We start from the raw sequence: 18492 nt of genomic DNA, 5'->3' as shown, positions 1-18492 counted from the left end.
GGTGGACGCCAGCGAACTACCCAGTTAGCACGTGTCGTATCAGTTCGCCCGTGGCATGGCCGGAGATCCGGTACAGCGTGGCGGGATCGCAATGCGCCGTCTGCAGCGCTGCGGGCAGTTGCGGCAGACGGGGCAGGCGCAAGATTGCCACGGTTGTGCTGTTATTCGTCTGCGTAGGCGCGGGCGGCCGCCATCACGGCATCGAGTTTCCCTTTGGCTAGGGCCTCCAGCGGCGACTTGCCGCCCAGAGACAGGCGCGGGACAGTAAAAAAATCCCATTTGGCGGCGCCGGGCAAGTCGCCGAGGATTTTGCTGATTTTTTCCAGGATGTGGCGGTCGTGGCGGGGATCGGCGAAAAATGCTGGATAGGCATATTCGCCGGAGGCGCCGCGCAAGGCAAACAGGCGTCTGGCTTTGAGTGCCGCGCTGAGCGCTTGCGGCGTGACTTCCAGCCGGGCGCGCAGTTCCGGGCCGGATAGCAAGCTGTGCGACGCCAAGTCTTTTTCACGCTGCTGCCGTTCCTGCTCTTCCAGGCCGCGCATGAATTGCCGGGTGCTGACGTGGCCGGCATGCGCGTCGATGCCGGAAACCCGGTTCAACTCCCGCTCGGCCACGATATCGAGGTCGCGCCGCATTTGCGCGAGCAGCGCGGGCCGGTCGTCGCGCGGTACGGCGTCCAGCAGCGATGCATACGCTTCCTGGAACGTATCTTGTGCAATATTAAAGCGCAAGCCGGTGGCGCTGGATGCGAGTGTGTCCGCCAGCTTGCTGGCCAGCGAGGGCGTGGCAGGCGCATGCCTGGTGTCGGCGGCGGCCTCATCGATCGTGCCGGTGTCGCCCTTGCCGGCAGGGGAGCGTGTGTTCGATGTGTTCGACATGGCCCTATCCTTGAAACGCATGTTTCAGCATAGGACAGGAAGTCAAACAAAGCAAACAAAGCAAGGAAATTAAATATCTACACTTTGATGTATCACAAACCTTGAGTGTGGCTGGCTTACACAGGCCGTGGCGCCGCCTTGCCCGATTCGGCTGGACCGAAATGCAGGCCCAGCCGCAGGGCCAGGGCGCGCAGGGCGCCGCTTTCCTGCAGGTGCAGGGCCAGCGCGATGTGGCCGTCGGGGCGCACCAGGTAGGCCGCGTCACGGCCCAGGCCGGCCAGCTTGGCGGCGACATTGAAGGTGTAGCAATGCACGGGCAGTTTCAGCACGCGCGCTTCGTCCAGCAGTTCGGGCGCCGCTTCGCCATAGATGTGCAATTGCCAATCCATGCTGCGCAGGGCCGTGAAATTGTCTTGCGTGCCGTCCGAGAACCACGGCAGGCGGTCGCCGCCGCGCAAGTATTCCGCGTGCCCCGCGGACAGGGCGCTGTCTTCATAGCTGATCTGGATTTGCGACACGGTCCGGAACAGCAAGCGGCGCGCCCGCCCGAAGCCGGAGAGGAAGGGCAGCGCGTGCGGCACCAGCCAGCGGCGCAGGAATTGCCCGGCGATGCCTTGCGCGACGATGGCCTGGAAGGCGCGGTCGGTGGTGGCGACGAGCTTGCGGGCAAACACGATGCGCTCGCTTTCATAGGTGTCGAGCAGGGCGTCGTTGCTTTGTCCCCGCAGCTTTTGCGCCAGTTTCCAGGCCAGGTTGACGGCGTCGCCCAGGCCCGTGTTCATGCCCTGGCCGCCCACGGGGCTGTGCAGGTGGGCCGCGTCGCCGAGGATGAAGCAGCGCCGCTCGCGAAACTGTGCCGCCACCCGGTGATGCACTTTATACGTGGAAAACCAGTTCACGTGCTCGACCTGGATATTCAGCAAGCTTTCCACCTGTTCCCGCACGTCGTCGAAGACGGGCGCGGGCGCGCCTTCCGGGCGGTCGGGCAGGATGCCGATCAGGCGCTGCATGCCGCTGGTGCGCACGGGCAACATCAGCGCAAAAGAGTTCGCGCCCAGGTGAGCGTGCAAATCCGTATTCTTGCCGGCCACTTGCGCATCGGCCACGTAATACAGGTGGTCGTAGGTGCCGCCGGAGAACGCGAAGCCGGCGATTTCGCGCACCTTGCTGCGCGCGCCGTCGCAGCCGCAAATATAGTTAAACGTGCAATATTGTCGCTCGCCATTGTTGAGCAGGATGGCTTGCACTTCGCTATCGTCCTGCGTCCACAGGTCCAGCGCGACGTTCCATTCCACATGCACGCCGGCCGCCGCCAGCTTGCTGATAAGAAAGCGTTCATGCTCGTCCTGGGGCAGGCTCAGCACGAAGGGGTAGGGACTCAGGCCTTCGCCGATCTCGCCCAGCGCCAGTTTCACCAGCTCCTCGCCGCCTTCGTGGATGTGCATGGCATTGATCTTGATGCCCAGGCTGACGAGTTCGTCGGCAAAGCCCAGCTGCTGGTAAAACTCCAGGGTGCGTGCATGCACGGCCATGGCCCGCGACGCCTGGCCCGGTCCGCTGTTTTTATCGATGATGCGGCAATCGACGCCATGGCGCGCCAGGCGCAAGGCAAGCATGAGGCCGGTAGGACCGGCGCCGACGATCAATACGGGAGGAGTATTCATGCCATCCAGTATAGGACAGGATGGGTGATGGCTGCGCGACGATTGAAGTTGCTATCTGGAAATGAAAATGTCCCGCCGGTTGGCAGGACATGATTTTTTACGTGCGTCACGACGCCTCTGCAAACCGTAGCGAGCACGCTCAATATCGGGTCGAGTAGCGGAACTGTACATGTAGTACAGTGAGCAACGGAAACCCGATAGTGGGCAGCGCAGTAGGTTTACAGAGGTGTCATCAAATACCGCGCAGCAGCTCGTTGATACCCGTTTTTGCGCGGGTCTTCGCATCCACGCGCTTGACGATCACGGCGCAGTACAGCGAGTACTTGCCGTCTTCCGAAGGCAGGTTGCCCGAGACCACGACGGAGCCGGCTGGCACGCGGCCGTAGGTGACTTCGCCCGTGGCGCGGTCGTAGATCTTGGTCGACTGGCCGATGTACACGCCCATCGAGATGACGGAGTTTTCTTCGACGATGACGCCTTCGACGATTTCCGAACGGGCGCCGATGAAGCAGTTGTCTTCGATGATGGTCGGGTTCGCTTGCATTGGTTCCAGCACGCCGCCGATGCCGACGCCGCCGGACAGGTGGACGTTCTTGCCGATTTGCGCGCAGGAACCGACGGTGGCCCAGGTGTCGACCATGGCGCCTTCATCGACGTAGGCGCCGATGTTGACGTAGGACGGCATCAGCACGACGTTCTTGGCGATGAAGCTGCCGCGGCGGGCGACGGCTGGCGGCACCACGCGGAAACCGCCCTTGACGAAGTCTTCCTTGGTGTAGTTGGCGAACTTGGTCGGGACCTTGTCGTAGAACTGCATCGTGCCGTCCGATGGCAGGACGACGTTGTCTTCCAGGCGGAACGACAGCAGCACGGCTTTCTTGACCCACTGGTTGACGACCCAGTCGCCCGAGGTTTTTTCCGCCACGCGGATGCTGCCGTTGTCCAGGCCATTGATGACGTGGGAGACGGCGTCGCGCAGTTCGGCCGTGCCGTTGCCCGGATTGATCTCGGCGCGGTTTTCCCAGGCCTGGTCGATGATGTTTTGCAGTTGTTGGCTCATGATGATGTCTTATTAGTGAGTTAATGCGGATGCGGAAAGCTGCTGGCAGAATTTTACTATGCGTAAGGCCGCTTCCAGCCCTTCGGCCGTTTCGGCCACGAGGGCCATGCGGATGCGGTTGCGGCCCGGATTGATGCCGTGCGCGTCGCGCGCCAGGTAGCTGCCAGGCAATACCGTCACATTATATTCGGCGTACAGGCGTTGCGCGAATTCGGTGTCGGACAGGCCCGTGCGGCTGACGTCGGCCCACAGGTAGAAGCCGGCGTCCGGCAATTGCACGTCCATCACCGATTGCAGCAGCGGCGTGATGGCGTCGAACTTGGCGCGGTACTTGGCGCGATTTTCCTCGACATGGGTTTCGTCGTTCCAGGCCGCGACGGAGGCCGCCTGCACGGCAGGGCTCATGGCGCCGCCGTGGTAGGTTCGGTAGAGCAGGAATTTTTTCAATACTTCGGCATCGCCGGCAACAAAACCCGAGCGCATGCCCGGCACGTTCGAGCGCTTCGACAGGCTGGAAAACACCACCAGGCGGGCATACGGGCGCTCGATGGTGGACAGGCCAAGCATGTGCGCCGCCTGCAGCGCGCCCAGCGGCGGCGTGTCGCCGTGGTAAATCTCGGAATAGCACTCGTCGGCGGCGATGACGAAATCGTAGCGCTCGGACAGGGCGAACAGATGTTCCCAGTCGGTCAGGCTCAGCACGGCGCCCGTCGGGTTGCCTGGCGAGCACAAAAACAGCAGTTTCACTTTTTCCCACACGCTGGACGGTACGCTGTCGTAGTCGCAGCCGAAATTGCGCGCCGGGTCGGAATTGACGAAATACGGTTCGGCGCCGGCCAGGTAGGCGGCGCCCTCATAGATCTGGTAAAACGGATTCGGGCTGATCACGAGCGAACCGGCGGCCGGATCGATCACCGTTTGCGCCAGCGCAAACAACGCTTCGCGCGAACCGTTCACGGGCAGGATTTGCGTGGCAGGATTGAGCTTGGGGATGCCATAGCGGCGCTCGAGCCAGCCGGCGATGGCTGTACGCAAGGCTTCCGAACCGATGGTGGTCGGATAGCTGGCCAGGCCATGGATATTGTCGACCAATGCCTGCTCGATGAAAGCCGGCGTCGGGTGCTTGGGTTCGCCCATGCCCAGGCTGATGGGCGCATACTCGGGATTGACCGTCACACCGGCAAACAGCTGGCGCAGCTTTTCAAAGGGATATGGTTGCAGTTTAGCAAGAAGTGGATTCACGGAACGGACCAGGGCAAGAGTGGAAAGACGATGTTGCTCAGCGATTGCTAGGCGATTGCTTGGCGCGGCAGACTTGATGCCGGTCAAATAATGAGCCGCGTCTTTCATTATAGCCGTCCTCGCGGGGCCGCTGTGCAAGCCGCATCGGCGTGAGGGCTGCCCGGCCTGCCACGGCATGCCGCAGCGGGGAGTGCCATGCCATGGCGCGGCAAGGTAAAATACGCTATGTCTACCTTACTTCCCACCCTGCTTGCCATTGAAACCTCGTCCGAACTCGCCTCCTGCGCCTTGTTGCGCGGCGATGTCGTCCTGTCCCGCGCGTCGTCGGGCGTGCGCACCCATTCCCAGTCCATCTTGCCGATGGTGCAGGAATTGCTCGCTGAAGCGGGCGCGACCCTGGCCGACGTCGACGCCATCGCCTATGGCTCCGGCCCCGGCTCGTTTACGGGCGTGCGCACGGCTTGCGGCATCGCGCAAGGCCTGGCCTACGGCGCCAAGCTGCCTGTCGTGCCCGTCGTCACCCTCGACGCCATGGCGCTCGCGTGCCACCAGCAGCATGGCGCGCAACGCATCGTGACCGTGCTCGACGCCCGCATGGGCGAAGTGTACTGGGCGCAATATGATTACCAGGATGGCTTGCAGATTGTTGCGCCACCGGCCCTGAGCGCACCGGCCGGCGTGGCGCCGCAAGGCGATGTCGCCGCTTGCGGCAACGGTTTCAGTGCATACGCCGAAGCGCTGGCCCCGCTGCCGTGCGCCGCGACTGCCGACGCCGCCATCATGCCGCACGCCGTGCAAGTGGCGCAGCTGGCGCGCATCGCCTTTGCGGCCGGCCAGTTCGTGACGGCGGCCGAGGCGCAGCCTTTGTATTTGCGCAACAAGATCGCCTTTACCAGCGCGGAACGGCAAGAGATGCAACAGGCCAAGGCCGCTGCGGAGTCCGCGCAATGAGTGTGGCGGACCAGGACCGCGCTGCCGGCTGGGACTTGCTGCGCCTCGACTATCAGCCGATGGCCGAAGCGGACTTGACCGAGGTGCTGGCGCTGGAGCAGCGCGTGTATCCGCATCCCTGGACGCACGGCAACTTTGTCGATTCGCTCAAAAGCGGATATCCGGCCTGGGTGCTGCGCGACGTGGATGGCACCCTGCTCGGCTACTTCCTGTTGATGCTGGTCGTCGACGAGGCGCACTTGCTGAACGTGGCCGTCGAAGGCGCCATCCAGGGCCAGGGACTGGGCCGCTTCCTGCTGAACCAGTCCTGCGCCTGCGCGCGCCAGCTGGGCATGGAATCGATGCTGCTGGAAGTGCGCCCGTCGAACGTGCGCGCGCTCGATATTTACCAGCGCTATGGATTTGAACAGATCGGCCGGCGCAAGGGATACTATCCGGCCAGTAACTCGCAACGTGAGGACGCCATCGTGATGCGTTATACCTTATGAGCCGCAGCGCCGTTTTCCTTGATGAAATGGGCGTCGGCCCCCTGTGGCGCTTGCGCCAGGGTGGCGCGCCCGAGGCCGCTGAAGCGGCTGACGTTGCCGAGATCGTGGAAGCAGCAGCGGCACCGGTGGCCGCCGTGGTTGAAGCTGCCGCGCCGCCCATACCGGTAGCGGAGGTTGTTGCTGAGGTGAAAGCCGTTGACGTTGCTGCGCCTGTCGCTCCCGCTCCTGCCACGCCTGCCGCTCCCGCCGCATCTGACGATACGGCCTGGTTCGACGATGCGCCGCCACCGCCGCCCGCCAGACAGCTGAGCGATGCCGATATCGCCGCCCTCGAATGGGATGGCTTGACGGCAGCCGTCGCCAAGTGCGCGCGCTGCGACCTGTGCAAGACGCGCAAGGGCGTCGTCATGGGCCGCGGCGACCGCCAGGGCGATTGGCTGATGCTGGCCAGCAGCCCGTCGCGCCTGGAAGAGCGGGAAGGGCGCGCCTTGCCGGGTGAGCAGGGCAAATTGCTCGACAATATGCTGAAAGCCATCGCCGTCGATGCGGATCGCGATGTGTACATCACGCACTTGCTCAAGTGCCGTCCGCTCGACGAGGCGGGCCAGGAACGCTTGCCGACAGAAGCCGAGTCGGCCGCTTGCCGCCCGTATTTCGAGCGCGAACTGGCCCTGCTGCAGCCGCGCACCATTTTGACGCTCGGCTCGATGGCCGCCGCCGGCATCAATCCCGGCGAAAAACCCGTGCGCGGTACCGTGCGCCAACTGGGCAAGGCTGCCGTCGTGGCCACTTTCCACCCGGAAATGCTGTTGCAGGACGAGACGGGCAAGGCCAAGGCGCGTGCCTGGGCCGATCTGTGCCTGGCGAAAAGCACGCATGGTGATTCGCACGGTGAGTGATGCCGCCGCCGGCGCCTTCCAGGCCCGCTTCGAGCGCCGCTGGGGGCATCTGACGCACCCCCGCGTGCGTGCGCTGGCCTGGCTGCTCGACTCGCCCGACTTGCTGGACCCGTCCAGCTCCCACTGGGGCGGGCGCATCGCCAGCCTCGCGCCCGTCACGCCTTCTGTTGTCGATTGGCTGGGCGCGCTGCAAGACGATCCGTCGCCGCTCGATGCGGCGCTGGGGCCGAAATTCTATTCCCGCCTGGGCCTGTACGCTGAAAAGCTGCTGGCCTTTTATTTTGAGCAACACGGACTGCTGCAAGCGCATGGTTTGCAAGTGCAAGTGAACCGCAACGACACGGTGGGCGAGTTCGATTTCCTGCTGCGCGATGGAGCGCAGGGTGACGCGTTGCTGCACTGGGAATTCGCCACCAAGTTCTACCTGCTGGAAGGCGCGCCCGATCCCGGCGTCTTCAATCACTTGATCGGCCCCAACCTGGCCGATACCCTGGGATTGAAGATGCGCAAGATCCTCGACAAGCAGCTGGCCTTGTCCCGCCATCCGGCCGCGCAAACCCTGCTGGCGCAGCCCGTGCGGGCGGCGCAGGCGCTGGTCAAGGGCTGGCTGTTCTATGCCCCGGACGCCACGCCCGCCCTGGACGGTATTTCCGAAGACCATGGACACGGCTTCTGGTGCGCGCCCACACAATTGCCGCAGCAGCGCTATGTCGTGCTGCCGCGCTTGCAATGGCTGGCGCCGTTCAAGGGCCGCGACGTGGAAGTGCTGGACGTGGAGGCCTTGCGTGCGCGCTTGTTTGATCTGGCGCAACCGGTGATGGTGGCCACGGTGGATAATGTCGAAGGCTGGGAAGTGGAGTGCACGCGTGGTTTTGTCGTGCCGCCTGACTGGACGGAGCAGGCTGCCGCGCGGCGGCTGGCTGGCATGCTGCCAGCGTAATGCCGGGGGCTGATCCGCTGGGTCAGTCTCCGAAATTAATGCTTTTGCTCGCCGATCAGCGATAAATTGTCGTGCTCGGCCTGGTTCAGCTTGTGCTTGCGCATGATCATGTACATGGTGCCGGCGACGAACAGGCCGAACAGGGTGATGATGATGTTCAGCGGCAGGTGCAAGCGGATCATGATCGAATACACGGCCAGCATGGTCAGAATCGACAGGTTTTCATTGAAGTTCTGCACGGCGATGGAGTGGCCTGCGCTCATCAGCACGTGGCCGCGGTGTTGCAACAAGGCATTCATTGGCACGACAAAGAAGCCGGACAGGGCGCCGATCAGTATCAGCAGCGGGTAGGCGATCCATACGGAATGCACTTGCGTCATCATCATGACGATTACGCCCATGGCGATGCCCAGTGGAATGACGGTCAGCGATTTGCGCAACGGAATGAAGCGGGCCGACAGCACGGCGCCGGCAGCCACGCCGATGGCGACCACGCCCACCAGGCTGGTCGCCTTGTCGAAGGGCATGTTCAAGGATTGCTTGGCCCATTCCAGCACGATCAGTTGCAAGGTGGCGCCGGCGCCCCAGAACAGGGTCGTCACGGCCAGGGTGATCTGGCCCAGCTTGTCTTTCCACAGGATGGAATAGCAATTGGCAAAATCAGTAATGAGTTTGATAGGATTGCGTTCCTGGTGCGGATATACGCAGCCCGTGTCGGGAATCTTCAGGTTGGCCAGGGTCGCCAGCACATAAATGCCGACCACCACGCACAGGGCCGCTTCCGTCTTGTTGGTGATGCCTGTGTCGATCAGGGGGAAGTCGAAGGACAGCAGCATGTCGGACACGTGGCCGCTGACGAGCGCGCCGCCCATGACGGTGCCGAGGATGATGGAAGTGACGGTCAAGCCTTCGATCCAGCCATTCGCCGCCACGAGCTTTTCCGGCGGCAGCAGTTCCGTCAGGATGCCGTATTTGGCGGGCGAGTACACGGCCGCGCCAAAACCGACGACGGCGTAGGCCAGCAGCGGGTGTACGTGGAAGAAGACGAGGGCGCAGCCGAAGATCTTGACCATGTTGGCGATGAACATGACCTTGCCTTTTGGCAATGCATCTGCGAAGGCGCCGACAAAAGCGGCCAACAGCACGTAAAACAGCACGAACGACAGTTTGAGCAGCGGCGTGATCCACGCCGGGGATTTCATGGACACCAATAAATCGACGGCGACAAAAAAGAGGGCGTTATCTGCCAGCGAGGAAAAGAACTGCGCCGCCATGATGGTATAAAAACCACGATTCATTCTGGATTGCCTGAAATCATATCTGGCTTGCTTTATACCACGAAAAAACGGCAAACCCCAAGTTTGGAAGGGGCCGCTTTGCATACTCTTGCCTAAGCGAACCTTAATTTTTCTGCCGTAGAAAAATACACATACATGTGAGCATTTTATAAATGATGTCCTCTGCATACGACCTTGGGCGTCTGCCGTGTCCGCGTACGGTGCATCCGGTAAAATACGGCTTTCCCACCCGCCGTGAACGACGCATATGCCCAGGCCCCTTCTCGCCACCATCCATCTCGATGCCATGCAACACAATCTGGAGCGCGCCCGTGCCGGCGCCCGCGGCGCCAAGGTGTGGGCCGTCGTCAAGGCAAATGCCTATGGCCACGGCCTGGAACGGGCCATGCGGGGCTTTGCCGGGGCCGATGGCCTGGCACTGGTCGAGGTCGACTACGCCGTGCGTTTGCGCGAACTGGGCTGGACCAAGCCCATCTTGCTGCTGGAAGGCTTTTTTGACGCCAGCGATTTGCCCGTCATGGCGCAATATGGCTTGAACGGCAGCGTGCATTGCGAGGAACAGATCGCCCTGCTGGCAGTGGCGCGCCTGCCGCACGCCATCGATGTGCACCTGAAAATGAATACGGGCATGAACCGCCTGGGCTTCACGCCGGACGCCGTGGCGGGTGCATATGCGCGCCTGCGCGCCATGCCGCATATCGGCACGATCACCCTGATGACGCATTTCGCCAACGCGGACGAGGCGGCGCCCACGCGCTTGCCCCTGGAGCAGCAGATGCTGCGCTTCGAAGCGGGCGCGGCCAGCATCGGTGTACCCTTGCCGCGCAGCCTGTGCAATTCGGCCGGCGTGCTGCTGCACCATCTGGACAGCGACTGGGTGCGCCCCGGCATCATGCTGTACGGCGGCACGCCCAGCGGCGCTCCCGGCGGCACGTCCGCGCAGGCGTTCGGCTTGCTGCCCACCATGACCTTGCGCAGCAGCATTATCGGCATCCAGGATATCGCCGCCGGTGAAGTGGTTGGGTACGGCAGCCGCTACGAAGCGGCCGGCAATATCAAGGTGGGCGTGGTGGCGTGCGGCTATGCGGACGGCTACCCGCGCCACGCGCCCGAAGGCACGCCCGTGCTCGTCGACGGCGTGCGCACGGGACTCATCGGCAGGGTGTCGATGGACATGCTGATGGTCGACCTGACGCACGTGCCCGGTGCAAAAGTCGGCAGTGCCGTCACCTTGTGGGGCCAGGGCATGCCGATCGACGAGGTGGCCCTGGCCGCCGGCACCATCGGCTATGAGCTGATGTGCGCACTGGCGCCGCGCGTGCCCGTGGTCGAAGCGACACAGTGACGGCGGCCCGCTGTTTGTATATACTGTATATATAGACAGCAGTTTCACCTTACCCGGGCAAAGTACACCATGGCAAAAGTCAAGACCATCTACACCTGCAGCGATTGCGGCGCCATCAGCAACAAATGGATGGGGCAGTGCACCTCGTGCAACCAGTGGAATACCATGGTGGAAACCCTGCCCGAGACGGGCGGCAACAACCGCTATTCGAACCCGCAGCACATGTCGCTGGCGCAGACGGCGCCCGTGCTGTCGCTCGACGATATCGACGCCATCGACGTGCCCCGCTTCGGCACGGGCATCGAGGAATTCGACCGCGTGCTGGGCGGCGGCATGGTGGCGGGCGGCGTCGTGCTGATCGGCGGCGACCCCGGTATCGGCAAGTCTACCCTGCTGCTGCAGGCGCTGGCCAATATGTCGCACCACAAGCGCGTGCTGTACGTCAGCGGCGAGGAATCGGGCGCGCAGATCGCCCTGCGCGCCAAGCGCCTCGTCATCGACGCCAAGGAACTCAAACTGCAGGCCGAGATCCAACTGGAAAAGATTCTCGCCACCCTGGCCGATTTAAAACCGGAAGTGGTGGTGATCGACTCCATCCAGACCGTGTATTCGGACGCGCTCAGCTCGGCGCCCGGTTCCGTGGCGCAAGTGCGCGAATGCGCGGCCCAGCTCACGCGCGCGGCCAAGCAGACGGGCGTGACCATCATCCTGGTGGGTCACGTGACGAAAGAGGGCGCGCTGGCCGGTCCCCGCGTGCTCGAACACATCGTCGACACGGTGCTGTACTTCGAGGGCGACGCCCATTCCAGTTTCCGCCTCGTGCGCGCCATCAAGAACCGTTTCGGCGCCGTCAATGAACTGGGCGTGTTCGCCATGACGGAAAAGGGCTTGAAAGGGGTGTCGAACCCGTCCGCGCTGTTCCTGTCGCAGCACGACAACCAGGTGCCGGGCTCGTGCGTGATGGTGACGCAGGAAGGTACGCGCCCGCTGCTGGTGGAAATCCAGGCCCTCGTCGATACGAGCCACTTGCCGAATGCGCGCCGCTTGTCCGTCGGCCTGGAGCAGAACCGCCTGGCCATGCTGCTGGCCGTGGCGCACCGCCACGCGGGCATCGCCGCCTTCGACCAGGATGTGTTCATCAACGCCGTCGGCGGCGTGAAGATCACGGAACCGGCGGCCGACCTGGCCGTGTTGCTGGCGATTAACTCGTCGATGCGCAACAAGCCGCTGCCGCGAGGGCTGGTGGTGTTTGGCGAAGTGGGCCTGGCCGGCGAAATCCGTCCCGCGCCACGGGGCCAGGAGCGCTTGCGCGAAGCGGCCAAGCTGGGCTTTACCCTGGCCGTGGTGCCCAAGTCGAACTTGCCGAAGCAAGTCATCGAGGGCCTCAAGGTCATCGGCGTCGAGCGCATCGATGAAGCATTTAACAAGCTGCGCGACCTGGAGTAAAAACACCGAACCTAACCTACTGCGCGTCGCGATTTGCAGCCTGCGGTGCTCACTGACTCGGCGTCCCCGTGCATTCGCACAGCTGCGCTTCTCGGCTACAACTCACTTCCGCTCGCTACGGTTATGCTAGGTGTTTAAAGGTTTGGCTTGGTATGGTTTAAATGCCAAGATTGAGACAAGTCAAACAAAATTTCCGTTTAGAACTATAATATTTGTCCGATGGATGCGCCTCGCGCATCCGCATCGACAATGCATAGATAGAGAAGCGGAATACAGTGTCAGTTGAGCAAAGGCAGGGCGCACGCAAGATATTGCGTGCCAAGGCAATGTTGGTAATGGAGGGCGCGGGTCCCGTGGCCGCGCGCACCCTCGATGTGGGACCGGGCGGCATGTCGGCCGTCATCGCGGAACCGGTGCCGACAGGCAAGAAGGGCAAGGTGCTGTTCGAATTGTTTTACGATGGCGCGGCGCACATCATCGAGGCGCGCGTGGCCGTCTCGCACTGTATTTTCAGCAGTGCCGGTTTCAAGGTGGGACTCACTTTCCAGCAGCTGGACATGGCCGTCAGCAGCGCCATTTCGAAATTCATGCGCTGAGGCACGTCCGAAGATAAACGGCAAGTGATTGCGCTAAAATGGTGCATATGGGTTTGCAGTCAGGAAAAACCTGTTCTGTTCGCTGTTTTGATATTCCGGTAATACTGCATAATTATCAACCAGAAGAGGGACCTTGCCGCGCCACGCGCGCCTGCCGTCCGTTTCCAGCGCAGCACGGTCACGACCTGAACCGTGCGCCATGACCTTATACCCGACGGGAGCGCCTACCATGTTTAATTCGACCATCAACAGCAGGGCCTACACCAATAACACGCAGCAGACGACGCAGGGCAATATCTCGGCCGATGTGTATGCGAAGGTGGAGCGCCAGATGCAGTCGCAAAACACGGGCGTCGTCAAGCTCAACGCCAGCCTGGCGCGCGACCAGGCCAAGTTCTCGGGCCTGGGCCAGCTGCAATCGGCGCTGGCGAAATTCCAGACCGTGGCCAAGAACATGGCCGGCAGCGGCCTGGCCACGTCGGCCACGTCCAGCAGCAAGGATGTGCTGAGCGCCACCACCACCGACAAGGCGGTCAGCGGCAGCCATGAAATGAACGTCAAGCAACTGGCGCAGGGACAGACCTTGCTCAGCGGCGCGCAGAAATCCTCGAGCGCGGCCATCGGCACCGGTGCGCCCGCGCTGGTCAAGATCGAAGTGGGCTCGGCCGACGGCAAGCAATTTACGCCCGGCAGCGGCAAGATCATTGCGGTGACCATCGACAGCAGCAACAATAGCCTCGACGGCATCGCCGCCGCGCTCAAGCAGCAGGGCGTCGACGCCAGCGTGGTCAAGGGCGCCGATGGCTATTCGCTGGCCATCAATGGCAAGAGCGGCGCCGACAGCAGCATGCGCATCAGCGTGTCCGGCGACGCGGCCGTCAGCAATCTGCTCAGCTATGCGCCCGGCGCCGGCAAGGGCATGCAGCAGACGGCCGCCGCGCAGGATGCGCTGCTGACCGTCGACGGCAAGGAAATCAAGAGCGCCACGAATACCCTGACGACGGCCGTCGAGGGCGCCACCATCGAATTGAAGAAAAAAGGCACGACCGACCTCGTCATCGCCAAGGACAGCAGCCAGATCGCCAGCAACGTGGCCAGCTTCGTCACGGCCTACAATGAACTCAACAGCAAGCTGCAGAGCCTGCAGCAGGGCGACTTGAAGTCCGACACGGCCCTGGGGCAAGTGCGCTCACAGATGGAACAAGTGCTGCGCACGGCCAGCACGGGCGTGCCATCGTCGGTGCTGGGCAGCGCCGGCGTGACCCTGGGCAAGAGCGGCGAGCTGGTGCTCGACGACAAAAAACTCAAGGCCGCCATCGCGGCCGATCCGGACGCCGTCAGCAAGATGTTCACGAATAACGGCAAGGGTGTGGCGGACCAGTTCGCCACCAAGATCGGCGAGCTGACGGGTGAAACGAGCATCATCCGCAAGGAAGTGCAGACGGTCGGCAAAGACATCACGACGCTCACCAACAAGAAAGCCGTGCTGGCCAAGGCGCTGACGGCCCAGGCGCAGGCGCTGGTGAAAGCGTATTCCGCGCAGGAACAGATGGGAACGAACTCGGCCTTGCCGGGTTATACCGGCAAGAATTCCCTGTTCGACTTCATGGCTTGAGAGCGCACCGCTAAAGCGCCCATGGCGGCGTTGCATCGCCTTGCCGTGCCAGCGTACTGCCTGCGGCGCTGCGCCTTGCCCTGAGCGCTGTATCGGCGCGCTTTCCAGTTGGCTAGATTCTGTCGCCCTGGGCAAAGAAGGCCGACGGCGAACTGCCGAAAGTCTTCTTGAACATGGCGGAAAAGGCCGACTGGCTGGCGTAGCCCAGTTCTTCGGCCACTTGCGACAGGGGTACGCCGCGCGCGATCAGGGGCGCCGCGTGCGCCAGGCGCACTTGCTGGCGCCACTGGCCAAAACTCATGCCCAATTCCCGTTCGAACAGCCGCGCCAGGGTACGCTCCGAGGCGCCGACCTGCTGCGCCCAGTGTTCCAGGGTCTGGTTCAAGCCCGGTTTCTCGATCAGGCTGTCGCACAGGCTTTTCAGGCGCTTGTCGCCCGGCAAGGGCACGCGGATGGGGCGCGTGGCCGAGCGTTTCAATTCGTCGAGGATCAGTTCGGCCAGCAGCGCCTCGCGCGCCGGTTCCTGCCCCGGATCCAGCTGTTCCAGCGCCATGATCAGCTGGCGCAGCAAATTCGATACTTCCAGCACCTTGCAATCGTGGCCCGCAAAGGGCGCGCGCGCGGCATGGATGCACAGGGGGCGCAAGCGGGTCTTTTCCAGTATCGTGACGGCATGCTCCACGTTGGGCGCGATCCAGATGGCGCGCATGGGCGGCAGCACCCAGCTGCTGTTGTTGGCGGTGATGCGCAGCACGCCTTCGAGCGCCATCGTGACCTGTCCCCATGGGTGGCTGTGAGGCAATAAAAATTCATCGGGTTGCAGGTCGCGCGCGATCATGGTCACGGGAATGGTGGCGCTGGGCGCTTCCCGTGGCGGACACATGCGGGTATGGTGGAGGATAGGTACACCCATCAGCTTGGCCTTAATTCGATAAATTATGTCGTTCTGTCGGAAAACAGACGATGGTATTTTGCATACACTTGAGCTTCACCAGTATAAGACAGGGTATGACATGATAACAACTAACTCGGCATCCGGACTTCCCACCTTGCGCGGCGATGCGCGCGTCATCGCCCTGGTGGGGCTGGCGCATGGCGTGTCGCACTTTTATCACCTGATCCTCGCGGCCCTGTTCGTCTGGCTGAAACCCGCCTTCGACCTGTCGTATGCGGAACTGGGCTTGCTGATGACGGTGTTTTTCATCATCTCGGGCGTGGGGCAGGCGCTGGCCGGCTTCGTCGTCGACCGTTTCGGCGCGCGTGCCGTGCTGTTTTCCGGTATTTTCTTGCTGGGCGTGTCGGCGCTGGCTCTGTCCACCGCCCACAGCTATGCGGCGCTGATGCTGGGCGCCATGCTGGCCGGCATGGGCAACAGCGTGTTCCATCCGGCCGACTACACGATCCTCAACCAGCGCGTGTCGGCGGCCCGCGTGGCGTACGGCTTTTCCGTGCATGGCATCAGCGGCAATATCGGCTGGGCCCTGGCGCCCCTGTTCATGACGTATGTCGCCACCAACTACGACTGGCGGGTGGCCTTGCAATGCGCGGCCGTGCTGCCGTTCGGCGTGCTGCTGATCCTGTTCCTGAACCGCCACGCCATCCGCCCCGAACCCGTGAAACAGGCCGCGCCGGGCCAGGCCGCGGGCGGCGAAGGCACGCTGGACTTCCTGCGCCTGCCTGCCGTGTGGATGTGCTTTGCCTTCTTCTTCATTACCGCCATCGCCCTGGGCGGCATCCAGAGCTTTGCCAGCGTGGCCCTCGTCAAGCTGTACGGCATGAGCCTGGCGCTGGCCACGAGCGCCTACACGGCCTATATGCTGGCCTCGGCCGTGGGCATGCTGGCCGGCGGCGTGGTGGGCGCGCGCAGCAAGCAGCCGGACCGCAACGTGGCGATCGCCTTTGCCGCCGCCGCGCTGCTGGCCGTGCTGCTGGCCATGGCCGTCGTGCCGGCCTGGGGCGCGGTGGTCCTGATGGGCGCCATCGGCCTGATGTCGGGCGTGGCGGGGCCGTCGCGCGACCTGATGATACGCGCGGCCGCGCCGAAGAATGCCACCGGGCGCGTGTATGGCGTCGTGTATTCGGGCCTCGACAGCGGCCTGGCCGTGGGTCCTTTGTTCTTTGGCGCGCTGATGGATGGCGACCATCCGGCCATGCTGTTCGTCTTCATCGGCCTGTTCCAGGCGCTGGCGATCGCCACGGCCGTGGGCGTGGGCGGCAAAACACGTGCCGCGGCGCTGCAAAAGGCATAGAATCGTTGCCATCTGCCACGAAAGGAATCCCCATGACCTTTGCCACCACCGACCTGTGCGACGACTATGCAGCCATGCTGGACGACGGCACCCTGGCCGTGCTGCCGCCCGTGTACCGGGCCTTCGGCCAGCGCGTGCGCTTCAGCGGCCCCGCCACCACCTTGCACGTGTTCGAAGACAACGCCCTCGTGCGCAGCACCCTGGAAACGCCGGGCCAGGGCCATGTGCTGGTGATCGATGGCGGCGGCAGCCTGCGCCGCGCGCTGGTGGGCGGCCAGCTGGGCGTGTTGGCCGAAAGCAACGGCTGGGCCGGCATCGTCGTCGATGGCTGCATCCGCGACAGCGAGGAAATCAATGTCTGCCAGATCGGCGTGCGCGCCCTGGCCACGCATCCGCGCAAGAGCAACAAGACGGGCGCCGGCCAGCGCGACGTGCGCGTGCAGATCAGCGGCGTGGCCGTGCATCCGGGCGACTGGATCTACGCCGATGCGGATGGCATCCTGGTGGCGCGGCAAGAGCTTGATTGAGGTGTCGCCCTCCGGAGGAAGGGGGACGGGCGCCTGAAGACGTTGCAAATTGCTCACATTAAATATATTTTTGCAAAGTTCTTGGATTTTCATCCTGGCTGAGATATGATTTCACTTAAGGTAACTTTAATGCCAATAAGGCAAGGAAATCAACTCATGAAAATCGCCACCATCGCAGCCGTTGTCGCCCTGTTTGCTGCCGGCACTGCCAGCGCCAGCCCCGTCAACCTGATCACGAATGGCAATTTTGAAACAGTTGCTTCCGGCTATACCTTCGACAGCGGCTTTAAAGTCGTCAACAGCGGTTCGTCGGCCATCACGGGCTGGACCGTGGGCGCCAGTTCCGTCGACCTGATCCGCAATGCGTATAACGCCATCAACGGCTACAGCGTCGATTTGCTGGGTACGCCAGGTCCGGGTTTCCTGTCGCAAAATTTCAGCGTCGTTGCCGGCCAGACCTACAGCCTGACTTTTGACATGGCGCGCAATTCCGGCGGCCCCGCAGGCCAGGGCGTGAGCGTCAATTTCGGTGGCGTGGTGGGGGATTTCTACTCGACGGCCGCCGCCTCGAATACCTTGTACAGCAACACCCTGAGCTTCACGGCCGCTTCCACGGGCCTGGCGACCCTGTCGTTTGCCAGCGCCGCCAAGGCCGGCACGCCGTTCGACAATTACTCGGGCGCCGTGATCGACAATGTTTCCGTGATGGCCGCCGTGCCGGAACCGGAAACCTACGCCATGCTGCTGGCCGGCCTGGGCCTGATGGGTTTCCTGCGCCGCCGCAAGGCCGCCAAGTAATTTCAGCCTTGCGCCACGTCAAAACCGCCTGCGGCCATGCCCAGGCGGTTTTTGTTTTTCAGGGAGCTGGTGCTGCATCGGCATCTCCCCGCAACGGACAGGCGGCCGCCTGCGGCTCCATCCGCCGCGCCAGTTCGCCGCGCAACTGCGTCAAGCCGGCGATGCGCGCATCGATGTCGGCCAGCTTGCGCGCCAGCGCCGCGCGCAGCAGTTCCGCCATGGCTGGATCGCCTGCGCCGGCCAGCAGCGGCATGTCGGCCTCGATTTCCGCCAGCGTAAAACCCAGCTGCTGCGCCGTGCGCAGGTAGCGCAGCCAGTCCGCCGCCTCGGGCGGATAGTCGCGGTAGCCATTCGCGCCGCGCCGCGCGCGCAGCAAGCCCCGCTTTTCATAGAAGCGCAGGGTGTCGCGGCTCAAGCCCGTCGCCTGCGCCATCTCGCCGATCTGCATGGAAATATTCCTTCATAAAATGCTTGACCATGGAGTGTACTCCAGCCT

At 63.1% G+C, this 18492-nt stretch carries 18 protein-coding genes; 11 read left to right on the top strand and 7 right to left on the bottom strand.

What is annotated here, in order from left to right; translation table 11 throughout:
• Positions 1–161: 161 nt before the first annotated feature.
• The 4 genes from NCG91_RS24850 to dapC form a co-directional block, all read right to left on the bottom strand.
• A complete protein-coding gene (locus NCG91_RS24850; protein ID WP_251351627.1) occupies positions 162–878 on the bottom strand; it encodes a hypothetical protein in 717 nt (238 codons plus the stop codon).
• Between the two features lie 116 nt (positions 879–994).
• Positions 995–2542, bottom strand: a complete 1548-nt coding sequence (locus tag NCG91_RS24845) for an FAD-dependent oxidoreductase (RefSeq protein ID WP_251351626.1) — start codon at positions 2540–2542, stop codon at positions 995–997.
• A 232-nt stretch (positions 2543–2774) separates the two neighbouring features.
• Complete coding sequence (gene dapD / locus NCG91_RS24840; RefSeq protein WP_034779378.1) at positions 2775–3602, bottom strand: 2,3,4,5-tetrahydropyridine-2,6-dicarboxylate N-succinyltransferase; 828 nt, start codon at positions 3600–3602, stop codon at positions 2775–2777.
• A gap of 12 nt (positions 3603–3614) precedes the next feature.
• Positions 3615–4844, bottom strand: coding sequence for a succinyldiaminopimelate transaminase (dapC, locus tag NCG91_RS24835; RefSeq protein WP_251351625.1), 1230 nt, complete (start codon positions 4842–4844; stop codon positions 3615–3617).
• Positions 4845–5069: 225 nt separating this feature from the next.
• On the opposite strand from dapC, the gene tsaB reads away from it, so the two are divergent.
• Genes tsaB through NCG91_RS24815 form a run of 4 tightly spaced genes read left to right on the top strand, consistent with a single transcriptional unit; the run spans position 5070 to position 8122 of the window.
• On the top strand, positions 5070–5795 hold the full coding sequence (gene tsaB, locus NCG91_RS24830; protein WP_251351624.1) for a tRNA (adenosine(37)-N6)-threonylcarbamoyltransferase complex dimerization subunit type 1 TsaB: 726 nt from the start codon (positions 5070–5072) through the stop codon (positions 5793–5795).
• Positions 5792–6283 (top strand): ribosomal protein S18-alanine N-acetyltransferase, encoded by a 492-nt coding sequence (gene rimI, locus NCG91_RS24825; RefSeq protein WP_099667211.1) that lies wholly within the window; start codon positions 5792–5794, stop codon positions 6281–6283. Before tsaB ends, rimI begins: the two co-directional genes overlap by 4 nt.
• Positions 6280–7182, top strand: coding sequence for a uracil-DNA glycosylase (locus NCG91_RS24820; RefSeq protein ID WP_251351623.1), 903 nt, complete (start codon positions 6280–6282; stop codon positions 7180–7182). Before rimI ends, NCG91_RS24820 begins: the two co-directional genes overlap by 4 nt.
• Complete coding sequence (locus NCG91_RS24815) at positions 7160–8122, top strand: DUF1853 family protein (RefSeq protein ID WP_251351622.1); 963 nt, start codon at positions 7160–7162, stop codon at positions 8120–8122. The genes NCG91_RS24820 and NCG91_RS24815 overlap by 23 nt, the downstream gene beginning before the upstream one ends.
• A 35-nt stretch (positions 8123–8157) precedes the next feature.
• Here NCG91_RS24815 and lplT read toward each other — a convergent pair whose 3' ends face one another.
• Positions 8158–9420: a lysophospholipid transporter LplT gene (gene lplT / locus NCG91_RS24810; protein WP_034779369.1), complete on the bottom strand. Its 1263-nt coding sequence runs from the start codon at positions 9418–9420 to the stop codon at positions 8158–8160.
• Between the two features lie 247 nt (positions 9421–9667).
• Between lplT and alr the strand changes: the two genes are divergently transcribed.
• From alr to fliD, 4 genes are all read left to right on the top strand, one after another.
• The gene (gene alr, locus NCG91_RS24805) at positions 9668–10765 is read left to right on the top strand and encodes an alanine racemase (protein ID WP_251351621.1); all 1098 of its coding nucleotides are present in this window, start codon (positions 9668–9670) and stop codon (positions 10763–10765) included.
• 69 nt (positions 10766–10834) lie between these two features.
• Positions 10835–12211, top strand: coding sequence for a DNA repair protein RadA (gene radA, locus NCG91_RS24800; protein WP_230540493.1), 1377 nt, complete (start codon positions 10835–10837; stop codon positions 12209–12211).
• A gap of 275 nt (positions 12212–12486) precedes the next feature.
• Positions 12487–12807 (top strand): PilZ domain-containing protein, encoded by a 321-nt coding sequence (locus NCG91_RS24795; RefSeq protein WP_305056307.1) that lies wholly within the window; start codon positions 12487–12489, stop codon positions 12805–12807.
• Between the two features lie 229 nt (positions 12808–13036).
• On the top strand, positions 13037–14422 hold the full coding sequence (gene fliD / locus NCG91_RS24790) for a flagellar filament capping protein FliD (RefSeq protein WP_251351619.1): 1386 nt from the start codon (positions 13037–13039) through the stop codon (positions 14420–14422).
• Between the two features lie 112 nt (positions 14423–14534).
• Here fliD and NCG91_RS24785 read toward each other — a convergent pair whose 3' ends face one another.
• The gene (locus NCG91_RS24785) at positions 14535–15335 is read right to left on the bottom strand and encodes an AraC family transcriptional regulator (RefSeq protein WP_180278731.1); all 801 of its coding nucleotides are present in this window, start codon (positions 15333–15335) and stop codon (positions 14535–14537) included.
• 100 nt (positions 15336–15435) lie between these two features.
• Between NCG91_RS24785 and NCG91_RS24780 the strand changes: the two genes are divergently transcribed.
• From NCG91_RS24780 to NCG91_RS24770, 3 genes are all read left to right on the top strand, one after another.
• Complete coding sequence (locus NCG91_RS24780) at positions 15436–16671, top strand: MFS transporter (RefSeq protein ID WP_251351618.1); 1236 nt, start codon at positions 15436–15438, stop codon at positions 16669–16671.
• A gap of 32 nt (positions 16672–16703) precedes the next feature.
• Positions 16704–17198 (top strand): ribonuclease E activity regulator RraA, encoded by a 495-nt coding sequence (gene rraA / locus NCG91_RS24775; RefSeq protein WP_035820358.1) that lies wholly within the window; start codon positions 16704–16706, stop codon positions 17196–17198.
• A gap of 156 nt (positions 17199–17354) precedes the next feature.
• Positions 17355–17996, top strand: coding sequence for a choice-of-anchor C family PEP-CTERM protein (locus tag NCG91_RS24770; RefSeq protein ID WP_251351617.1), 642 nt, complete (start codon positions 17355–17357; stop codon positions 17994–17996).
• Between the two features lie 58 nt (positions 17997–18054).
• On the opposite strand, the gene NCG91_RS24765 is transcribed toward NCG91_RS24770, so the two are convergent.
• Positions 18055–18444: a MerR family transcriptional regulator gene (locus NCG91_RS24765; protein ID WP_251351616.1), complete on the bottom strand. Its 390-nt coding sequence runs from the start codon at positions 18442–18444 to the stop codon at positions 18055–18057.
• Between the last annotated feature and the right edge of the window lie 48 nt (positions 18445–18492).

Source organism: Janthinobacterium kumbetense (assembly GCF_023703445.1).
Lineage (GTDB): Bacteria > Pseudomonadota > Gammaproteobacteria > Burkholderiales > Burkholderiaceae_D > Janthinobacterium > Janthinobacterium kumbetense.
This window is presented reverse-complemented; position numbering and strand designations above follow the sequence as displayed.

Bases quoted from the DNA above. Each gene is read 5' to 3' on its own strand.
- NCG91_RS24770 (WP_251351617.1), top strand. From the start codon at position 17,355: ATGAAAATCGCCACCATCGCAGCCGTTGTCGCCCTGTTTGCTGCCGGC.
- tsaB (WP_251351624.1), top strand. From the start codon at position 5,070: ATGTCTACCTTACTTCCCACCCTGCTTGCCATTGAAACCTCGTCCGAA.
- NCG91_RS24850 (WP_251351627.1), bottom strand. From the start codon at position 878: ATGTCGAACACATCGAACACACGCTCCCCTGCCGGCAAGGGCGACACC.
- lplT (WP_034779369.1), bottom strand. From the start codon at position 9,420: ATGAATCGTGGTTTTTATACCATCATGGCGGCGCAGTTCTTTTCCTCG.
- rimI (WP_099667211.1), top strand. From the start codon at position 5,792: ATGAGTGTGGCGGACCAGGACCGCGCTGCCGGCTGGGACTTGCTGCGC.
- alr (WP_251351621.1), top strand. From the start codon at position 9,668: ATGCCCAGGCCCCTTCTCGCCACCATCCATCTCGATGCCATGCAACAC.
- radA (WP_230540493.1), top strand. From the start codon at position 10,835: ATGGCAAAAGTCAAGACCATCTACACCTGCAGCGATTGCGGCGCCATC.
- NCG91_RS24820 (WP_251351623.1), top strand. From the start codon at position 6,280: ATGAGCCGCAGCGCCGTTTTCCTTGATGAAATGGGCGTCGGCCCCCTG.
- NCG91_RS24765 (WP_251351616.1), bottom strand. From the start codon at position 18,444: ATGCAGATCGGCGAGATGGCGCAGGCGACGGGCTTGAGCCGCGACACC.
- NCG91_RS24785 (WP_180278731.1), bottom strand. From the start codon at position 15,335: ATGGGTGTACCTATCCTCCACCATACCCGCATGTGTCCGCCACGGGAA.
- dapD (WP_034779378.1), bottom strand. From the start codon at position 3,602: ATGAGCCAACAACTGCAAAACATCATCGACCAGGCCTGGGAAAACCGC.
- NCG91_RS24780 (WP_251351618.1), top strand. From the start codon at position 15,436: ATGATAACAACTAACTCGGCATCCGGACTTCCCACCTTGCGCGGCGAT.
- rraA (WP_035820358.1), top strand. From the start codon at position 16,704: ATGACCTTTGCCACCACCGACCTGTGCGACGACTATGCAGCCATGCTG.
- NCG91_RS24815 (WP_251351622.1), top strand. From the start codon at position 7,160: ATGGTGATTCGCACGGTGAGTGATGCCGCCGCCGGCGCCTTCCAGGCC.
- NCG91_RS24845 (WP_251351626.1), bottom strand. From the start codon at position 2,542: ATGAATACTCCTCCCGTATTGATCGTCGGCGCCGGTCCTACCGGCCTC.
- fliD (WP_251351619.1), top strand. From the start codon at position 13,037: ATGTTTAATTCGACCATCAACAGCAGGGCCTACACCAATAACACGCAG.